Source organism: Patescibacteria group bacterium (genome assembly GCA_041662965.1).
Taxonomy (GTDB): domain Bacteria; phylum Patescibacteriota; class Patescibacteriia; order Patescibacteriales; family GWC2-42-12; genus JACPHD01.
The window spans coordinates 15,487-35,696 of the sequence record JBAZRI010000011.1; the positions used below are offsets into that span (position 1 = coordinate 15,487).

At 35.4% G+C, this 20,210-nt stretch carries 21 protein-coding genes and 1 tRNA gene; all 22 read left to right on the top strand.

Features of this window, described 5'->3' with window-relative positions; translation table 11 throughout:
• The first annotated feature begins 6 nt into the window (after positions 1 to 6).
• The 22 genes from WC639_04935 to WC639_05040 all read left to right on the top strand — a co-directional run bounded on the left by WC639_04935 (position 7) and on the right by WC639_05040 (position 19,841).
• Positions 7 to 531: an NUDIX hydrolase gene (locus WC639_04935; protein ID MFA6307122.1), complete on the top strand. Its 525-nt coding sequence runs from the start codon at positions 7 to 9 to the stop codon at positions 529 to 531.
• A 10-nt stretch (positions 532 to 541) separates the two neighbouring features.
• Positions 542 to 1,459, top strand: a complete 918-nt coding sequence (locus WC639_04940; GenBank protein MFA6307123.1) for a ComEC/Rec2 family competence protein — start codon at positions 542 to 544, stop codon at positions 1,457 to 1,459.
• Positions 1,460 to 1,565: 106 nt separating this feature from the next.
• A complete protein-coding gene (locus WC639_04945; protein ID MFA6307124.1) occupies positions 1,566 to 1,994 on the top strand; it encodes a response regulator in 429 nt (142 codons plus the stop codon).
• A 95-nt stretch (positions 1,995 to 2,089) separates the two neighbouring features.
• Positions 2,090 to 3,172: a nucleoside monophosphate kinase gene (locus WC639_04950; GenBank protein ID MFA6307125.1), complete on the top strand. Its 1,083-nt coding sequence runs from the start codon at positions 2,090 to 2,092 to the stop codon at positions 3,170 to 3,172.
• Between the two features lie 232 nt (positions 3,173 to 3,404).
• On the top strand, positions 3,405 to 3,578 hold the full coding sequence (locus WC639_04955) for a hypothetical protein (GenBank protein ID MFA6307126.1): 174 nt from the start codon (positions 3,405 to 3,407) through the stop codon (positions 3,576 to 3,578).
• Between the two features lie 567 nt (positions 3,579 to 4,145).
• Positions 4,146 to 4,412 carry a hypothetical protein gene (locus WC639_04960; GenBank protein MFA6307127.1) on the top strand — a complete coding sequence of 89 codons (267 nt, stop codon included), beginning with the start codon at positions 4,146 to 4,148 and terminating at the stop codon, positions 4,410 to 4,412.
• Positions 4,413 to 4,426: 14 nt separating this feature from the next.
• Complete coding sequence (locus WC639_04965) at positions 4,427 to 4,573, top strand: hypothetical protein (GenBank protein MFA6307128.1); 147 nt, start codon at positions 4,427 to 4,429, stop codon at positions 4,571 to 4,573.
• A gap of 198 nt (positions 4,574 to 4,771) precedes the next feature.
• Positions 4,772 to 4,842, top strand: a tRNA-Pro gene (locus WC639_04970).
• 2,266 nt (positions 4,843 to 7,108) lie between these two features.
• Positions 7,109 to 7,321: a helix-turn-helix transcriptional regulator gene (locus WC639_04975; GenBank protein MFA6307129.1), complete on the top strand. Its 213-nt coding sequence runs from the start codon at positions 7,109 to 7,111 to the stop codon at positions 7,319 to 7,321.
• A 41-nt stretch (positions 7,322 to 7,362) separates the two neighbouring features.
• Entirely contained in the window at positions 7,363 to 7,815 is a 453-nt protein-coding gene (locus WC639_04980; protein MFA6307130.1) for a hypothetical protein, read from the top strand.
• 83 nt (positions 7,816 to 7,898) lie between these two features.
• Positions 7,899 to 8,378, top strand: coding sequence for a hypothetical protein (locus tag WC639_04985; protein MFA6307131.1), 480 nt, complete (start codon positions 7,899 to 7,901; stop codon positions 8,376 to 8,378).
• Positions 8,379 to 8,414: 36 nt separating this feature from the next.
• Positions 8,415 to 10,727, top strand: a complete 2,313-nt coding sequence (locus tag WC639_04990; GenBank protein ID MFA6307132.1) for a site-specific DNA-methyltransferase — start codon at positions 8,415 to 8,417, stop codon at positions 10,725 to 10,727.
• Positions 10,728 to 10,766: 39 nt separating this feature from the next.
• Entirely contained in the window at positions 10,767 to 11,354 is a 588-nt protein-coding gene (locus WC639_04995; protein MFA6307133.1) for a hypothetical protein, read from the top strand.
• 23 nt (positions 11,355 to 11,377) lie between these two features.
• Positions 11,378 to 12,115, top strand: a complete 738-nt coding sequence (locus WC639_05000) for a hypothetical protein (protein ID MFA6307134.1) — start codon at positions 11,378 to 11,380, stop codon at positions 12,113 to 12,115.
• On the top strand, positions 12,115 to 12,372 hold the full coding sequence (locus WC639_05005) for a WYL domain-containing protein (GenBank protein ID MFA6307135.1): 258 nt from the start codon (positions 12,115 to 12,117) through the stop codon (positions 12,370 to 12,372). Before WC639_05000 ends, WC639_05005 begins: the two co-directional genes overlap by 1 nt.
• A 1-nt stretch (position 12,373) precedes the next feature.
• Entirely contained in the window at positions 12,374 to 13,153 is a 780-nt protein-coding gene (locus WC639_05010; GenBank protein MFA6307136.1) for an NYN domain-containing protein, read from the top strand.
• Positions 13,154 to 13,298: 145 nt separating this feature from the next.
• A complete protein-coding gene (locus WC639_05015) occupies positions 13,299 to 15,971 on the top strand; it encodes a DEAD/DEAH box helicase family protein (protein ID MFA6307137.1) in 2,673 nt (890 codons plus the stop codon).
• A gap of 32 nt (positions 15,972 to 16,003) precedes the next feature.
• Positions 16,004 to 17,851: an AAA family ATPase gene (locus tag WC639_05020; protein ID MFA6307138.1), complete on the top strand. Its 1,848-nt coding sequence runs from the start codon at positions 16,004 to 16,006 to the stop codon at positions 17,849 to 17,851.
• 30 nt (positions 17,852 to 17,881) lie between these two features.
• A complete protein-coding gene (locus tag WC639_05025) occupies positions 17,882 to 18,052 on the top strand; it encodes an AbrB/MazE/SpoVT family DNA-binding domain-containing protein (GenBank protein ID MFA6307139.1) in 171 nt (56 codons plus the stop codon).
• A 49-nt stretch (positions 18,053 to 18,101) separates the two neighbouring features.
• Positions 18,102 to 18,677 (top strand): zeta toxin family protein, encoded by a 576-nt coding sequence (locus WC639_05030; GenBank protein MFA6307140.1) that lies wholly within the window; start codon positions 18,102 to 18,104, stop codon positions 18,675 to 18,677.
• 72 nt (positions 18,678 to 18,749) lie between these two features.
• A complete protein-coding gene (locus WC639_05035; protein ID MFA6307141.1) occupies positions 18,750 to 19,274 on the top strand; it encodes a hypothetical protein in 525 nt (174 codons plus the stop codon).
• A 12-nt stretch (positions 19,275 to 19,286) separates the two neighbouring features.
• Complete coding sequence (locus tag WC639_05040) at positions 19,287 to 19,841, top strand: HD domain-containing protein (GenBank protein ID MFA6307142.1); 555 nt, start codon at positions 19,287 to 19,289, stop codon at positions 19,839 to 19,841.
• Positions 19,842 to 20,210 lie beyond the last annotated feature (369 nt).

The following is a 20,210-nucleotide window of genomic DNA, read 5'->3' on the forward strand; positions in this document are numbered from 1 at the left end:
ATTTTTATGATAACTAGCTGGAAAAAAATTAAAGTCGAGCCGTATAGGGCGGGTTTTAGAAAATTATTAAAAAAGACTTTTCAATTGCCTGACGGTAGAATAGTAGATTTTGACATAAAAGATGAGGGGCCGGCGGTTTGCGTTTTAGCTTTAACTAAAGATAATAAAGTAGTCTTAGCAAGACAGTTCAGGCCGGGACCGGAAAAAATATTATTGGAAATGCCCGGCGGTGTTGTAGAAAAAGGAGAAGAGCCTGAACAAGCTATGAGAAGAGAGTTGTTTGAAGAAACAGGCTATGCCGGTGAACTAAAATTTGTTGGAACTAGTTTTGACTGCGCTTATTCAACAATGGTTAGATATAATTTTGTGGCTACGGATTGCCGAAAAATTCAAGAACAAAAGCTTGAAGCTAATGAATTCGCCGATGTAGTTGAAATGTCTTTAGAAGATTTTAGAAAGCATTTACGAACCGGCGATTTAACGGATGTAGAATCCGGGTATTTAGGGCTTGATTTTCTCGGAAGGCTGTAAAAATTTACCCATGCCAGCCAAGTTATACAAAATATTATTAATTTTAGGAATAGTTGCCTGTTTGGCGGCTATTCCTTTGTTTTGGTTTGCTTATAAAGTGCCGAAAAATCTGGAAGTGGATTTTTTAGACGTTGGGCAGGGCGACGCGATTTTAATTAAAACGCCGGGCGGGCAGAACGTTTTGATTGACGGCGGGCCGGATAAAGCCGTAATTAAGCGCTTGGGCGAAAATTTAGCTTGGTGGGACAAGCAAATTGATTTAATGGTTTTAACGCACGCGCACGACGACCATGTTACCGGCCTAATAGACGTTTTAAAAAGATACGACGTGAAAAAAATTTTATATACGGGTGCGGTCCATAACGCGCCTAATTATTTAGCCTGGCTTAAATTAGCGCGCGATAAAAAAGCGCCGCTCTTAATTATTGATAAAGAGCAGACTATAAATTTAGGCGCCGGCGCTAAAATGGAAATATTATATCCGGCTGAAAGCTTGCTAGATAAAACTTTAGCGGATTTAAACGACAGCTCAATCATAATAAAATTAATTTACGGCCAGAATAAATTTTTATTGACCGGCGACGCCAGCGAAAAAGTTGAAAAAATACTGCTAACGAACGGCGCTGATTTAAGCGCGGACGTTTTAAAAGTCGCTCATCACGGCTCGCAGTATTCAAGCAGTGAGGAATTTTTAGAAAAAGTTAAGCCGGCGATGGCTATAATTGAAGTCGGTAAAAATAATGATTTCGGGCATCCAAGCCTAAGGATTATAAAGCGCTTGGAAAGGAGCGGCGCGGAAATTTTCAGGACAGACGAAGAAGGGACAATTAAAATTATTTCTAATGGTCAAGATTTGACGGTTAACGAAAGGCAGTTTAAATTTAACGCAACTCAAAGTTCAAATGTCAAAACTCAAGATTATAATTAAAATTTTAAAATTTAATAATAGTTTTTAGTTTTGAGATATGGTTTTGAGCTTTGAGCTTTGAGTTATCTGATTTCTCTTGCCATTTTCTTAAAAAATGATATACTTTATGGTAATCACCTTTAGAGGTGCGATTTATTTTCTAAGAAAAATCATTATGGCGCAAGGCAAAAAGAAAATTTTAGTGGTAGAGGATGATTCTATGATCAGCTCAATGTATAGAACGAAATTCACGGCCGACGGTTTTGATGTTTTTATCGCCGATAACGGGGTTATCGGGCTGGAATTGGCTAAAAAAGAAAAGCCGGACATTGTTATGCTGGACGTGATTTTACCGCAATTGGACGGTTTTTCCGTTCTGGACCAGATAAAAAAAGATGAAGCCACGAAAAATATTCCGGTAATCATGCTGACTAATTTAGGCACGGAAGAAGACAAGCAAAAAGGCGAAGCCATGGGCGCTTTGGATTATTTGGTGAAAGCCAGCTTGACGCCGGGCCAAGTTAGTGAAAAGATAAAGCAAGCTTTAAAGATGTAATCGCGCATGCCGAGAAAATAAAATTAATTTAGCGAATAAATAATAAAATCATAACCGTCAGTTAGGCTGGGGGTGTATTTTTTAAAAAAGACATTATGAAAAATTACGAAAAAGATTTTCCTTATTTTAAGACTAAGATGGACGGCGCGGCGGAAAAATTTAACTTGTCCGATCCGTCTAGCCGGAAAAAATATTTTGAGGCTAAGGCCGGCGCGGAGATAGCCCAAATTAAGAAGTATTTAGAGAAGAACACTTTTGTGGCCTATCTTTTGGGCAAAAAGAATTCCGGCAAAGGAACTTATTCAAAACTGATGAAAGAGCTTTTCGGCGAAGATAAAATCGGCCATATATCCGTGGGCGATATTGTCAGAGATGTACATACCGCCATGGCGGATGAAGCAAAAAAGGCCGAGATGATGAAATTTTTGGAGAAAAATTATCGCGGCTATATTTCCATCGGCGATGCCATTAACGCGCTTTTAGGGCGCGACACTAAAAATCTTTTGCCCACCGAATTTATTTTATCCTTGATAAAAATGGAAATAAGCAAATGGCCGAAAAAGTCGCTGTTTATTGACGGCTTTCCGCGCGAGCTTGACCAGGTGTCCTATGCTTTATTTTTGAGCGACTTAATAGATTATCGCAGCGATTTGGATATTTTCGTGGCTATAAGCATTCCGGAATCGGTTATAGACGAGCGCATGAAATTCAGAGTCGTTTGCCCGGCCTGCCATACGCCGAGAAATTTAAAGCTTTTTGCCACCAAAGAAGTCGGCTATGATAAAGAAAAAAATGAATTTTATTTAAAATGCGATAATACCGCCTGCCCGGAAAAAAACGCGCGCATGGTTGGCAAAGAAGGAGATAATCTAGGCATAGAAACTATCAGGGAAAGGCTGGAATTGGATGAGAAATTAATCGCCAGAGTTTTTACTTTGCATGGCATCCCTAAAATTTTACTTAGAAATTCCATTCCGGCGGAAATCGCCGGAGAGTATGTTGACGATTATGAAATAACGCCGGAATACGTTTATGAGCTTGGCGCCGACGGCAACGTTAAGGTCGGTGAAAAATCCTGGATAATTAAAGATGATGAAGGCGTTGACGCTTACAGCTTGCTGGCGCCGCCCGTAGCCCTGTCTTTAATTAAGCAGTTGGCAAAAGTAATAAAGAAATAATAGTTTGACTGATTTTAATTTTTGCCTTATAATTGTGGATAAGTATATGAATAATACAATCGCCAGAAAAATAACGTTGATTTTACAAACCATTATTTTGGGCGTTATTTTTATTGATTTAAAATCATCGGGCGGTTAAAAAAATAAAAAAATTTGCATAAATAAAAAAATCGCCCAAAATAATAAGGCGGTTTTTTAAAATTAACAATTAAATAAAAGCAAGGAGGGGAAAATGCAAGGTGGACTTAAAGGTAAAGCGTTTAGACGAAGAGAAAGTTTAGCGATTCAGGAGACAGCTTTGTTTAAACGGCTGGTAGAAGCCATTAAAGATGACGATTCTGACGCCATCTTGAAAGTAAGGTATGATTTAAAGCAAACGCAAAAGGCGATTTTGGCACCATCTTAAAAGCGGAATTTGACTTGAAGTAAGCTGAAAAAGGGGGAAAAAATGAGTGAAGGAATTTTTGGTCAAGTGGTAGAAGTGAGCGGCGACAGAGAGCTTCATGCTGGCCTTCCGCCAGTTTGCCCTAAATGCGGATTTCCCGGCGGGGTAATAGAAGGTTCAGTAGATTGCGTAAAATGCAGGGATTCAGAGGGAGGAATAAAAAGAAACAGTATAACGTACGCTAGCGTGCGTTAGCGCTTAAACTCAAAAATGTTTTAGCGCTCGGGGGCGAAGATGATTTTTATCTCGCCCTCTTTTTTTATGCTAAATTTTAGGATAAAAGCGCGGAGCTTGATTTTTATTATAGATTTGCTATAATTATCCACAGATATGATTAAGACAATACAAAAAACTGCTTTATCTTTTAGTTTCTATTGGTTTTTTACCGAGAGAGCGGTTTTTTGTGGTGTTTTGACTAATTGATCACAAGTTAAAACTCACTAGGGAAACGAACCGGCTCTCCGCAAGGCGAGCCGGTTTTATTTTATTTAATGCTCTTTAAAATAACAAAAAGGAGGAAAAACGAGAATGAATTTTGCGATTTTAGTTAGATGGGGCAATGGTTTTATGGTGATGGCAACCGGCAAAACTCAAGAAGAGCTGGGCGAAATTAACCGGATTCATAACTGGGTGATAACAGGAATCCGCTTGCGGCCATATGAGTTGATCGGCCGGAGCGAATTGGAAGATTTTGAGGTTTTACAAAAACCCGGAGAAAGATTAGTCGTACCTGATTATGGATTGTCGGAAATGCAGGAAAACAAAAAAATTTATCGGTTGAGAAGAGTTAAATAAACAGAGGAGGAAAAATGAAAGAAGAAACAACAGAAACCGGAGAAATAACGGCAGAGGATAAAAAAAGAGAGGCGGAAAGAGGAGCGCTGTTGCATAGACTTTTAGGTTCTAAAGTAAAAGGCGAGGGCAATACTATTTTAAACATTAGCCTTTGCCTTTAAGCTGAAAAAGCCGTGATCGCTGTTTTAACCAAACAGCGGCGCGGCTTATTTTTTTAATTTGAAAAATATAATTAGGTTTTGCTATATTGCCTGAATGTAATATAATATAAACAGGCGCGATTTATTATAATTGGCTGTAGTTTGAGGCTATGGGTTATAGCATAACGGCAGTATCTGCCGGCTGGCAGGTTTATTTATCGGGATGTAGTATAATGGTAGTACGCAAGGCTGGGGGTCTTGTAGCGGGGGTTCGATTCTCCCCATCCCGACATAGACGAACGTTCGTGTTCACGGAGTGCGTCCGCCTTAAGGGCGGACGCACGCAAAAATAAAAAGTTTTTAAATTCAGCCTTAAAATCAGCCAAAATTTTCCACTCCTCCCGCCACTCCCAAACCACCTCTCTATTTAGCAAATGGCGGTTCGTTCCAATTTTTTCCGTAAAAGATTTTATTTCCATAAAATCTTTGGACAAAGCAAGTTTTTTGGCGTAGCTAGCGTCAATTATCCATTTTTTCAATGGTTCGAGCCAATTGTTTCCCTTTCGCCCAAAATCAGATTTCTTTTCCGAGAGGTCTGTTTTTGTTTGGATAAGTTCGTTCTTTTTAGCTAAATAAATATCTTTTTCAATGGTGCCGTCTAAATACGCGTTAACTAGCTTATCAAGTTTCATTTCCGCCTCTTTTATTTTTTCCTCTAAACTTTGGGCGAAAGATTTATTATCATCTTTTTGTTCGCTTTCCCAAATTTTAACTTTAGCTAACATTTTTTCTTTCCAGTCATCGTTAAGAGCGACTTTTTCTAGCCGTTCAGTCAGTTGATCAACTAATTTTTTCTCACCGATATACTTTTGACCGCATTTGCCTAATTTTTTAGTACAGCGGTAATAGGTATATATACCGCCGTTGCCTTTGGCTAATTGGGCGGTAATGGCCCCGCCGCACTCCCCGCACTTTAAAAGTCCGAGAAAAGGGAAACCGTGCTTTTTCTTTTTAACTCTAATCCTTTTGCCATTGTTAATGACCTTCTGAACGGCTGTAAAAGCCGCTCTGGAAACAATTGGCGGGAAATCGCCCTCATAGCACTCGCCAGCTCTTTCAATTATCCCCAGATAGATTTTGTTATTTAACATCCGATGTATAACCGCTTTACATAACGGTTTACCTAACTTGCCAACTACGCCCAAAAACTCCAGGCGCCGGCCCAGACTCCGATAAGTATGCTTGCCCGTGGCAAACTCCTCAAAAGCGATTTTAACCAGTTTAGATTTAAAAGGGTCTGGCTCAATGTTTCTAGTTTTAGGATTATTAACATAGCCGAAAGGAGCCAAACCCGGATATTGGCCGCGCCTGAGTTTTTGCCTAATTCCGCGCTTTACGTTCTCGGAAAGATTATCTGAATAGTATTTAGATTGCCCGAAAGCCACCTGTAGCATAAACAAGCCTTGCGGAGTTGGCTCAAACCAGAAAGTAGGGAAGCGCAAAGAAGCGATTTTACCGATGTCTATGCTGTAAATAATTTGTCCGCCGTCAACGCTGTTTCTTGCCAATCTGTCCGGATGCCAGGCAATCAAGCCGACCGGTTCTTTGCTGGCGTAAACTTTACTCATCATCTCGTTAAATATTTCCCGTCCTGGCTTCTTTGCGCTTTTACTCTCAATAAACTGCTCGGAAATAATAATGTTTTCTCGCTTGGCGTATTCGGCCAACTCCGCGAGCTGTGCTTCAATACTCATTATTTGCCTTTCCTCGTCCTCGGTGGATTTTCGGGCGTAAAGAAAGTATTTCATAGATGTTTAAAATTAGAGCGCGGAATTAAAACTTGCTTTGTCTGCCGCTCCCGATAGCAATCGGGAGCGGACGGAAAAAATTGGTAAGACAAAAACAAAATTTTTGTAAATTGTGGCTATACCGCGAAATCAGTATTTAAATCATTATTTAGAAAAATTTTGTTTTTGTCTTTGGGCGCTTCGCGCCCGACGAACCGCCGTTTGCTAAATAGAAAGGTGGTTTGGGAGTGGCGGGAGGAGTGGAAAATTTTGGCTGATTTTAAGGCTGAATTTAAAAACTTTTTATTTTTGCGTGCGTCCGCCCTTAAGGCGGACGCACTCCGTGAACACGAACGTTCGTCTATGTCGAGTTTATTAGACATAGCACGAACCTTTTTCCGGAAAAAGGAAAAATTTTAAGAAATTTTTCCAAAGCCCATTCACGCCCTAAATTCAAAGGCACGGCGGGCAAAAAAGGAAAGGGGTCGGGGGAAAGGAAATTTTTGCCCGCCGTGCCTTCCTCCCGCCGGAGCCTGTCCCGCACACCGATGCGGGAACGGGCTAATTCGCCTCTTTTTCAAGTCAAGATTATTTTTCGTATCCCGGTTACGGGATGCGCCGCCATTAGGTTGCGCTTGACCCACCCACCCGTTCGCGCGCAACTACAAGGAACTCCCTTTTGTATTTACTAAACCCTTGATTCTTGATAGTATAGTAATAGATTAACGAATATACATAGCTATTATTTTAATTATAGTAATATATTACAATGTCGTCAACAAACAAATCAATGATTGCTGAAAATATGAAGAAATACCGCAATAAAATGGGTATTTCACAAGACAGGCTATCTAAATTGGCGGATATTACCTACAACACCATTATTAAAATTGAATCAGGCGCTAATAAAAATCCGACCATAGAAACTTTATCCAAAATTGCCAAGGCATTGGGCGTTGGCGTCGATGATTTAATTAGATAAAAGTTTATTTCAAAAGTAAAAAGATAAGAATTGATTTTATTATGAATAATAAAAATAAAAAAGAGATAAATAATTTTGAGTTTGAGTTTGAATATGATAAGCCCAGGAACATTTTTAAATGCCAATTTTTTAAAGTTGGTTATGAAGATGAAAAACTCGGTTATGGTAAAATTGATAAAGATAAGGCCTATTGTTCTATAAGAGATGAAGAGCTTAGCAATTATAAAACCTGCTGTACTAAACATGAGGGTCAAGAGCCAAGCAAATATTTGCACTGTCAGTCTTATCAAGAAAAATTTGGCAATATGAGTGATAAAGATAGACTAGAATTAAGAAATTTAAAATTAATAAGAGAGTCAGTTATAAAAGCCGATCAGAGTGTGCAACAGGCGAGAAGGGCTAATATTTTAAATTGGGTAATGTTATTTATAACTTTGATTTCTGTTTTTTTACAATTTATTTTTCAAACAAAAACTTTAGAATTGCTAACTTAGCCCTGTCCATTTCAAAGGAAAGTTTAAGTATTTTTGCAAACAAAGAAGGGGTTAATCTGAGGCCGTTAATTAATATTAGTTCGATGATGTACAAAAACAGTGATTTTAAAGCTCCTAAAATAATTATTTCAAATGATGGCAAAGTTGAGGCATTAAATGTGTTAGTGCAGATTATAAGAAGGCAATTTGATGGAGAAAAATTTGTTGGGGCTGTATGGGGAGGCGGCGAAGGCAATCAATATATTTTTGAAAAGATGGTTACTTTTGAATCGAAAGAAATTAGACTACCAGAGGAATATGTTGTCAATCCGGAATATAATGTAATTGAGTTAAGAATTCACTATATGCGAAATTATGATAAACAGCTCTATTCGTATAGAACTTTCTATTTTTATCAGTCAATTAACAGCGAATTCGGAACCTGGATTAATATACAAAGGGCCAAACTAGATAAATCATATAATGAATCAAAAATAATTGAACAGTCGGAAAAATTGCCAATTGAATTATATGATGAAAAAATGTTAAAAATTATTAATGACGGTTTAACGGAATTAAATTAAATATCAGTTTTTGTTAGAAAACTAAAAATAATAATTATGAATTTATCTGATAACGAAAAACGAGATATTATAAAATATTTGGAATCAGGTAAGCCATTGCCGGAAAAATACCGCTTTTTGCTTTTCGGAGAAGCTAAAGAAGTTGAGCTTTTGTGGAGCGGAAAAACTGACGAAGTGGAGAGTATGGTTTTGCCTTTTCAGGCCATTGAACATATTGACGAGCCGAGAAGCGAGGAAAAAATTTCTGCGCAAAGTTCGCTTTTTGATACTTCCGGTCGGCAAATTAAGGGTTGGTCTAATAAACTTATTTGGGGCGATAATAAATTGATTTTATCCTCACTCAAAAATGGCCCGCTTAGAAAACAGATTGAAACCGAGGGCGGACTTAAACTTATTTATATTGATCCGCCGTTTGACGTTGGCGCGGATTTTTCTATGAATATTGAAATTGGCGAGGAATCTTTTACTAAAAAACCATCGGTAATTGAAGAGATAGCCTTTCGAGATACTTGGGGTAAAGGACAAGACTCCTTCTTGGCCATGCTTTATGAACGCCTATCGTTAATGCGCGATTTATTAGCACCGGATGGTCATATATTTGTTCATTGCGACCAAAGAGTAAATGCTTCTTTACGATTTCTATTGCATGATGTTTTTGGAAAAGAAAATTTCCGAAACGAAATAATATGGCAGCGGACTTCGGCGGGCAAGACCGTGTCGGGAAATTTACCCAAGAATTGTGATTATATTTTGTGGTGTACAAAATCCGATGATTATCAATATTTTGGTTTTAGCGGAGAGTTAACTAAGGAAAACATAAAAGTTTTTAGTAAAAATGATAATGACGGCAGGGGTTTATACAGAACACAACCCATAATTAAAACTTCAAGCCCTGGACCTGCTACAACATACGATTATAAAGATAATAATGGAAATATTTGGAAGTGTCCAAAAAAGGGTTGGCGGTTTAATGAAAACCGGATGAGAAAATTAGAAAATGATAATAGACTTCTTTTTACAACGGTCATCTCTGAAAAATATTATTTAAATGAAAGACTTGAAATAGGCAGACAACTATCAAATCTTTGGGCGGATATTAGTGGTAATACGGTCGGTTTTTCAAAAGAGAGCCAAGACTACCCCACGCAAAAACCAGAAAAACTCTTAGAAAGAATTATTAAAGCAACCACAAGCGAAAGTAATCTTGTTGCAGATTTTTTCTGTGGTTCCGGTACAACCTTGGCGGTAGCGGAAAAAATGGGTAGGAAATGGATTGGCGCTGATTTAGGAAAATTTTCTATCCATACTACCCGCAAAAGATTAATTGACGTACAAAGGGATCTTAAAAGTGAGGGTAAGGATTTTCGAGCATTTGAAATACTTAATATAGGCAAATACGAACGAGAAAAATTTCTGACAGTAAATGAAAATTTACGTGACGAAGAAAAAAGAATCCAGCGAGAAAATAAAGAAAAAGAATTTATCAAACTTATTCTCTCGGCGTACAAAGCCGAGCCGGTGGATTCATTTAATACTTTTGTCGGTAAGAAAAGGGATAGATTGGTCGCTGTCGGTTCAATTGACACGCCGGTTACCAATGATTTTTTAGAAAAAATAATTAACGAATGCCGAGAAAAGAAAATAACTAAAGCTGATGTTTTGGGATTTGATTATGAAATGGGGTTGGATTTTGAATCGGCAAAAAAACTGGGTATAGACGTGCAGTTTAAAGTCATCCCGCGCGAGGTGTTTGATAAAAAAGCCGTAGAAAAAGGGCAGGTTAAATTTTATGATGTCGCCTACATTGAAGTTAAACCAATAATTCGCGGGCGAGGTAATGTTAAAGAAATAGCAATTGAGCTGACTGATTTTTCCGTTTTTTATAATCAAGACAATACCGGCGAAGTTGAAGAAAAACTGCAATCTGGAGGAAATAAAATTATCATTGAAAACGGACAGGTGATCAAGATTTCTAAAGACAAAGATACGGATATCATTGAGCGCGAAGTTTTAACGAAAAAATGGACGGACTGGATTGATTATTGGTCTGTTGATTTTAATTTTGAAAGTAAAAAGGAAATTATTAGAGTTAAAAAAGAGAAAGGCGCTCAGGCTAAACTTGATGGGACAAAAGATCCTCAACAGCTGGAAATTGATGATTATACGGAGGTTTGGACCGGTAATTATATTTTTGAAAATGAATGGCAATCATTCAGGACGAAAAAAGACAGGACACTTCAGTTTACTTCCGCTTTCAAAGAAGCGCCAAAAGGTAAAATGAAAATCGCGGTTAAAGTGATTGATATTTTTGGAAATGATACGACGAAGGTTGTTGAAATTAAAATCTAGGCTATGAGCTATTTTTTAGTATTGTATTTTTTTAATATTATGAATTGGGAATTATTTTTTAATTTTATTGGTAATTTATCTCAAGTTGCTTTGGCGATCGCCGCATTTTTAGCTTTAAATAAATGGAAAGAACAGATGAAGGGAGGCGGTAAGTATAATGTTGCTAAAAAACTGATGGTTAGTTTCAGAAAAATGCAAGAAATAATAGAAAAAAAAGTCAGAAATCCTTTTTTACATCCCACTGAAGCCAATAAAAATCAAGATGATTATAATTGGCAATACTTCGTTTATCAGAAAAGATTTAAAGAAATGTACGATTATAAAATAAATAATTTTGATGAATACTCAATAGAAGCTGAAATTTTGTTGGGCGATAATGTTAAAAATATTATATCCGAATTTAATAAAAAAATAAATGAATTATCATTAGCACTTCAATGCGGATATAATATTTATAGAGGTGATACAAAGTATGAAGACGAAAGGTGTTGGCAAATGTATTCTAATAAGATTAGAGAAAATCAAGAATTATTGTGGAATATAGAAGGAGAAAAAAATAAATATTCTCCAGAACTAGAAAAAATAGTTAATGAATTAAAAAAAGAATTGAGTCAATATATACAATAGGTAATTCTGATTATAATTTATGTATGAAAGAAAAAAAGAATCAAAATAAAAATTCTATTAACTCTATAGTCGTAGGTTTTCCTGTTATCGCCCAAGGATTAGAGGCTCTAGGATACACGACAAATAAATTTTCTTTTGTAGCAAGCGCTGTTTGCGCTCTTATTTCAATATGGGGAAACTTTGCAAACAAAAAAGTTTCCGATTTTATGCTTCAATTTGAAGAGCATAAAGATGATCTTGTTATGAGCGTTGTTCAATCAGATAAGTTTATATCAGTTTTTCTTGAGCTGTTTGATAGAAATATTAAAGAGAGCAATGAAGAAAAAAGACAGTTGTTAAAAAATTATATTTTGAATATGGCTATTGGGATTGAGCAAGATTTTAATGAACATACGAAATTAATTAATGTTCTAAATAATATTACCGCCGATGAGTTGATAATATTAAAAATGTGGGGGGAGGGTGGTATTATATCTAACAACACAAGGTATAAAAATATAGGTAGAATAACAGTAAACGAGATAAGAAACTGCGTTTTGGATACAAGGAGTGTTAAAAATAATAATAAATTAGGAGCTGAAGAAGATTATATTTATAACCTATCTAAGGTAAAAGACAAATTAAATCAGATACTTCTGTCTTTAGGCTATAAAGATTTATTGTATGTCTTAAGTGAAAATAATTTTGGGTCCGGAGAAGAAGCGAGAGTAAAAAATATTACAAATTTTGGTAAAAGTTTTTTAAATTTTATAAGAAAATAATGTATCCAATTATAGAAACAATTAAACAAGCTGCTAGAGAAAAAAAAGTTTTAAAGATTATTTATCGTGAAAAAGACGGTACAAGCGAAGGCTGGCGATATGTAGAGCCTTACAGTTTTAGCCATGATAATGGTGAAGACGGTTTTTTTGCTTGGGATGCGAGCAAGGGCGGCATTAGAAGATTTTCAATAGACAGAATTAATGACGCTCAAGTCACTGATGAAACATATAATCCTAGATATGGAATAGAAATTTAATATGGAAAATAAAAAGTTTAGATTAAAAATAAAAAAGAAAACTTTACTCATAATTGATTGGGCAAATGTTTGGGGTTGGTCAAAAACTTTAAAATGGGAGGTATGCCCTAAAAAATTATTTAAATTTTTTGATAGGCCAAAAATTATTGGCAGAAGATTGTATCATGGAGTGGAGGTTGGTCAGCAAAAATCAGAAGAGTTTAAAGTTGAAATTGAAAATATTGGGTTTATTTCGGTTTCTAAAGAAGTTAAATGGCCGCCAGTTTTTTTGGAGAAACAGCAACATTTTAAAAAAATTGTAAAAGATTTGTTTGACGTTTTAGACAATGTTAAAAAAACAAATTCAGAGCTTTCAATTAAACTTTATGATTTAGCTCAGAAAATTAATAGTTTACTGGATGATCTTGCGAGCCTAGAAAAGGAAGGATCTCTTAAAAATATTTTTAGTTCTATCGAGGACTTAGATAATGAATTAAAAAAATTAAATATTGATATAGGCGGTCTTCAAGAAAATTTAAAATTACCAGTTCGACGCAGAAAATGCGATTTTGACGTTGAAATAACTAGAGATGCATTAAATTTAGTAAATGATTATGAAACCCTGTTGCTTTTTAGTGGCGATGGTGATTATGCCGCTTTAACTAAAGATTTAATTCAAAAGGGTAAAAAGGTAATTTTGGTATTTGCTCCTGGTCATATGGGAAAGGAATATCTTGAAATAGAGAATGATCTTTTTTATGCTTGTTCGATTGTTAATCTAAGAAATATTTTACAAAAATAAATCCGAGGAATTGCTCCCTCGGATTTATGTGTATCTCAACGAATAAATTCATTGAGCGTGATTAATTAAAAGATAACATAAAAATATTTAAAAATCAATAGAAAATTGTTAATAATATTATTTTATTTAATGTTAGCTATAAAATATGGCTTTACACAAAAATTTTCCAAAAGATAAATTTCAAATACTTAGTCCAGCAATCAGGTGGTTTCCGGCTGATGAAGATTTACGAAAAGAGGGTTATGAAAAACTTTTGCCTCCTTTTGTGCCGGAATTACGAGAAAAGGTGGCTGAGTGGCGAAAAGATAATTACGAAGGCGCAAGCGAAACTTCAAAAGCTCTGCTTAACTGGTGGTTTAAAGAACCGCATACGATTTATATTAAAGACGGTACTAGCGTCGCTTTTCAATATTATTATGCCCAAAGAGAAGCTGTGGAAACTATTATTTGGTTGTATGATGTAGAAAAAGTCGCCAATAAATACGATTTAATCAAGTTTGATAAATTAGGCCGGGTAAGCCCGAATATGTTTACCGAAGATTGGCTCCGTTTTGTAATAAAAATGGCAACCGGAAGCGGAAAAACAAAAGTGATGAGTTTGTTGCTCGCTTGGTCATATTTTCATAAGCTCTACGAGGAAAATTCGGAATTATCAAAAAACTTTTTACTCATTACGCCGAACATCATAGTTTTAGATCGAATCAAAGCTGATTTTGAAGGCTTAAAAATATTTTATGAAGATCCGATTTTACCTGATAACGGTTATCAAGGACAAAACTGGCAGGACGATTTTCAAATTAAATTACATTTGCAGGACGAGGTTGGCACAATTTCAAAATCTGGAAATATTTTTCTGACGAATATTCATCGAGTTTACGAGGGGAGTGTTAATGAAGCAAATTTTGACGATGAAGATTCTTCTGATTATTTTTTAGGCAGTAAAGTGGTTGGCAAAACTAATGATTCAAAAGTTGATCTGGGCGAAATTGTGCGTGATGTTGACGAGCTAATGATTATAAATGACGAAGCGCACCATATCCATGATCCAAAAATGGCGTGGTTTAAATCTATTGAAGATATACATAATAGATTATTACAAAAAGGCAAAAAATTAGCTTTACAAATTGATGTTACGGCAACGCCAAAAAATAATCGCGGTGAAATTTTTGTGCAAACTATTTCCGATTACCCCTTAGTTGAAGCTATACATCAAGGCGTGGTAAAAAATCCAGTTTTACCGGATCAGGCCAGTCGAGCAAAACTACAAGAAAAACAAAGCTCCCTGTTCGCTGAAAAGTACGAGGATTTTATTAGATTAGGCGTTGAAGAATGGGAGAAAACCTACAAAGAGCTTGAACCGACCGGCAAAAAATCAATTCTTTTTATAATGACCGACGACACAAAGAATTGCGATGATGTCGCGGGTTTTATTGAAAAAAATTATCCTAAATTAAAAGGCGCGGTTTTAACAATTCATACTAATAAAAGCGGTGAAATTTCTGAAACTACTACTGGCAAAAAAGAAAAAGAATTACAGGAGCTAAGGAAAAAGGCCAACAATATAGATAGCTTAGAAAGCCCATATAAAGTTATTGTGTCCGTTCTTATGCTTAAAGAGGGTTGGGATGTAAAAAATGTAACAACAATCGTGGGTTTGCGCCCGTACGGGTCTGATTCAATGATATTGCCAGAGCAAACACTTGGCCGTGGTCTGCGTCGAATGTTTTTTGGCCAAGATGTTGAAGAATATGTAAGCGTTATTGGTACGCCGGCGTTTATGGAATTTATAGAATCGATTAAAGCAGAAGGCGTTGAATTAGAAAAGAGAAAAATGGACAGAAGCGGCACCCCGATAACTCCATCAGTTATTGAAGTTGACAAGGAAAATCCAAAAAAGAATATTGATAATTTAGATATTGAGTTACCGGTTTTAACGCCAAGGATACAAAGAGAATATAAAAATTTGAATTTATTAGATGTTGCAAAATTTAATAATAAAAAGATTGGCGTAAAAGAGTTTAGCGAAGAAGAAAAAAAGGAAATTATTTTTGTAGAAGTGGTTGATGAGAAAATGCACCATACTACTATTTTAAATAGTTCTATTGAGCCGAATTATCAGAGTGTAGTTGGGTTTTTTGTCCAGAGAATAATGAAAGAATTAAGGCTGTTTGGTTGTTATGATATTCTTTTCGAAAAAGTTAAGGATTTTGTTTGTAATTATTTATTTAATAATAATATTGATCTTAATGATTCAAATATTTTAAGAAACTTATCAGAAACAGAAGTTGTCAAAACAATTATTGAGTCGTTTAAAAAAGGAGTAAACGATTTAACCGTTCAAGATGTAGGCGATACAGAAATAAAAAATTATATAAAAGTAAGCAGCGCGCGGCCTTTTGTCGTAACTGATAAAAAATATTTATTACCGAAAAAGAGCGTGTTTAATAAAATAGTCGGTGATAGCGATTTTGAACTTGAATTTGCCGATTTTTTAGAGAGCGCTGACGATGTTATTTCATTCGCAAAAAATTATTCTGAAATTCATTTCAAAATTGACTACAAAAACGCCAGCGGCGCGATTTCCAATTATTATCCCGACTTTTTTGTAAAGACCGATAATAAGACGGTTTATATTGTAGAAACAAAAGGGCGAGAAGATTTAAATGATATTGAAAAAATAAACAGGTTAAAGCAATGGTGCGAAGACGCAAGCGAAAGACAGAAAAAAATTGAATATAAAATGATTTATGTGAAGCAGGAAGAGTGGGATAAATACAAATCGAAGAGTTTTAAGCAGTTGGTGGAGGTGTTTAAATGATCGGTGGTGTTTTAAGTGAAATATAGATATATATGTTTATAAAGTCGCTAACAATCAAAAATTTTCGTTGTTTTGGTAAGGGGGCAAATGGTAAAGGAACAACGATTAATCTAAATAAGGGCTTAACTGCTTTTATAGGTCGAAACGGAAGTGGTAAGACTGTAATTTTGGAGGCACTAAATTATTTGATTGGGTCGGATTATTTACCGACAAAAATTAGCGAAAAAGATTTCCACAAAGAGGCGAGTGGCACAAAAATGGAAGATGCTATAATAATTGAAGGGGAAACAGAGAATCCTTTTTATGTTGATATTGATGTTATTAGTAACACAAACATTGCATCAAAAGTGATTGTTCCTTGCAATAAGATTAGATTATTTATAAAACGTCGAGAGAAAGCGGAAAAAATTTTGGATGATCCCTTTAGAATAGAAAAAACAGTTGTTCCAATTTTAGGGAATATTGACGATTCGATATATCAGAGCCAAAATTTTAAAAAATCATATAAGATAATTTTATTATCAGAGGTTGATTCAGTTGTAAGTGATTTAGATTCAGCTAAAGAAATAATTAAAGATTTACTGAAAGGAATTACCACCGAGGCTGCCCAAACTGATAGATTTTACCAAATAAAATTTAAAATAAAATCTGGAGTTATAAGAGAAGCTTCATTCCCAAGTTATAGCCTGACATTTAACCCTAATCGAATTAAGGGATTGGCAAAGTCTTATTATCTATCTAAAGATAGGAATAAAGACGTTGCAGGCTCCTATTCTTTAATTTTTAAAATTTTGACCGATTTACATTGGCGATATAAAAAGAAGCAAGCAAACAATGAAAGTGATTTGATTCCGCAGGAATATGATACACTCGCGGGATTATTAAGAAGTATTGTTGATGAAAAAGGAGTTTTGATTAGAAAAATAAATGACAAAGTAAAGTCAGTTTGTTGTGAAGATAATAATTTTCAAATCGATTTTATAGATATTGAACAGCCTTATAAATCAGCCTTTATAGCAAAAAAAGAAGGAGAGAAATTATTATTACCGGAAAATCTTGGCTCTGGTTTTAATATTTTGATTGCCTATGCTCTTTTTGCGTATGTCGCAGATCAAGAAAAAATTCCAATTGTTTTGATTGTAGACGAGCCAGAACTTCACCTGCATAGTGATTGGCAAAAAAAGATGTATGATATTTTTACAAAACAAACTGATTTACAGATTATTTATTCCTCTCAATCTGAAAATTTTATTTCTTTAAAAAATTGGAAACAAATTAGAGCAATTTCAAACTTCCAAATTTTTCCGAAGGAAGAAGTTTTGCAAGAACAAATTGCGGCTACTGATGGCCAAACAGGTACAAGGGCAGATTATCTCGATGACTACGCAACTAAAAATTTAGATATTAGTACGGTTTTACGTGAAAATCTTGAATTGTTTTTTGCTAAAAAATGTATTTTGGTTGAAGGACCTTCTGAAAAATATGGTTTACCAAAACTTTTAAAACTTTCCGGCTGTGATGTAGATAATTTTTCTGTTTCAATAATTCCCGCGTGGGGTAAAACAAAAATTAAAAATTATCAAATGATTTGTAAAGTTTTTGGCATTGATTATTTTACGATTTTTGATAACGACAAAGCGACTGAGGATGAACCAACAAATGAAAATACGGCGATAGAAAATAATGTTCAGAATGAACAGAAAATAAAATTTTCGACAAGTTTTGAATTAAAACTTGGGGTAATTGGCGATAATAAATTTCAAAAAATAGTAAAGAAGATTGATGAATTAACTGATATAAATTTATTAGATCAGGAGATTAAGGGTTGTACAAATAATTTAAAAACTTTTATAGAGAGTAATAATTTAGGTACTATTTAAATACTAATTTAAATCAGTATTTCTAAAAATATGGCGATAAGAAAATCAGAAGACAAAAATATTCGTAAAATTTTAAAAAGCGGTGATAGCTATGCCGTAACGATTCCGATTGAAATGATCAATGAACTAAAATGGAGAGAAAAACAGAAAGTAGTTGTCAAAATGAAAGGAAAGAGTATAATTGTTAGAGATTGGAAATAATTTTATTATACCGATCAGATTTTAATATAAGAATTTATTATATAAATTTATGGAATTTTCTAGTGATGAATATATTAAAATTGGCGAGATTGCAAAACCATTTTGGGAAAGAGGTGTTTCTCAAAAACCACCTCAATTTGTGATTTTTATGGGCGGAGTTGGCTCTGGAAAAACAACAATTCGCAGGGAAAAATATGCGACTGGTTATGTGCATTTTGATTTTGGCGAGATTTACAAAACTATAAAAAAAGAATTTGAAAAAAATAATCCCAAGTTATCAAGCTATACCGCCTTGGCGAGCGACATGATTTTAAGAGAAAGCCTAGGGGCTGGGAAAAATATTGCGATTGAAATTATAGGCGACAATAAAGCGTTAATCGATCCGCTCATAGATAAAATGAAAAAGCTTGGTTATGAGCTTTCTCTACAATTTATTTCCTGTGATCCGGTAGAAGCCTATAAACGCCATTTAAAAGCAGTCAAAGAAGATAAGAATTATTTATCTGCCTATTTTACCCAGGAAGCCACTTTGTCATTTTTTTATCAACAGCTGGAATTAGGCGAAATGCCAGTTTCTGAACAAAATAATATGGATAGTGCAATTATTGAAAAAGCGGTAAAATGAAAGGCGGCGCGCTAGTTTTATTGACACGGAGTTTAGTGGTTTATAAAATAAGGTTTAATAATCAAAAACAATATGGAAATAAATAATTTTGATAATTTAAAAGAAAAAATGCATTGTCCAAAAAATGTGATAACCGAGAATCTTCGCATTTGTGTTGTACCTAGCAAAGAAATGGCAAAATTGTATGTAAAAGAGAGTAGCGATAAAGATAGGATTGGTTCCAGCATTGAATTTCCTGCTACCTACAAAGTATTTTTAATAAACGATGGTAGTCGAGATATTAAGAATATAAATTTTTCCGTTTCTGGTTTCGACGGCTCGGGTGACGAACTGGAGTATATGGATAAGCGTGAAAAATCTATTAGAACCATGAAAACCGGAAAGGCGTTATTGATTGAAGAATTGGATTATGGACTTTTGGATTATGCTATGGACTATACTTTGAAGATATATTGGATGGACGGTACGCACAGCAAAGTATGCTTCGAAATATTTAAATCATATGGTCTAAAAGAAGAGACAATGTCTTTCGAGCCAATACTTAATTCGTCCGCATACCATTTAGAGTTGAAAGATTGTGCGGGCAGTAGTAAATAATTAAAAGTTTTTATGGATAAGAACAGTAATAACGTTATTGAAAAGGCCGTACGAGTTTCGGTTATTGCACATAAGGACCAAACTCGCAAAGGTGATAGTTTACCATATATTATTCATCCGTTTATGGTTGCTTTAAAACTGGCAAAATATAATTTTCCGGATGTTGTTATCGCGGCGGCTTTGGCGCATGATATTTTGGAGGATACGGAATTTCCAGAAGATAAATTGAAAGATGAACTTGGCGAGGAAGTATTGAAAATCATTAGAGCTGTTACAAATGATGAATCCTTGCCATGGGAAGAAAAGAAGAAAAAATATGTTGAAACTGTGCGCGATGGTTCAGAAGGAGCAAAAGCAGTTGCTGTTGCTGACAAAATTCATAATCTTGAGAGTTTGCTGATTGCTCACGCAGAACAGGGGTCAGATCTTTGGAAAAAGTTTAATAGAGGCAAAGAACAAAAATTATGGTTTGAAAATGAAGTTTTAAAAATGCTTAAAGAAACTTGGCAACATCCTCTGATTGATGAATACGAGAAGTTGTTGGAGCAAGAGAAGAATCTGGAATAAAGATAGGCGGCGCGCCAATAATATTGGCACGAAAAATAATCTTGGCTTGAAAAAGAGGCGAATTAGCCCGTTCCCGCATCGGTGTGCGGGACAGGCTCCGGCGGGAGGAAGGCACGGCGGGCAAAAATTTCCTTTCCCCCGACCCCTTTCCTTTTTTGCCCGCCGTGCCTTTGAATTTAGGGCGTGAATGGGCTTTGGAAAAATTTCTTAAAATTTTTCCTTTTTCCGGAAAAAGGTTCGTGCTATGTCTAATAAACTCGACCATATGAAACCTTCAGCGTTATGAGCGCATGGAATGCGCTCGCGGAGTTTACCCGCCGAGGAGGCGGGCTCGCGCATTAAGGCAAAGTTTTTAAATTCAGCATTAAA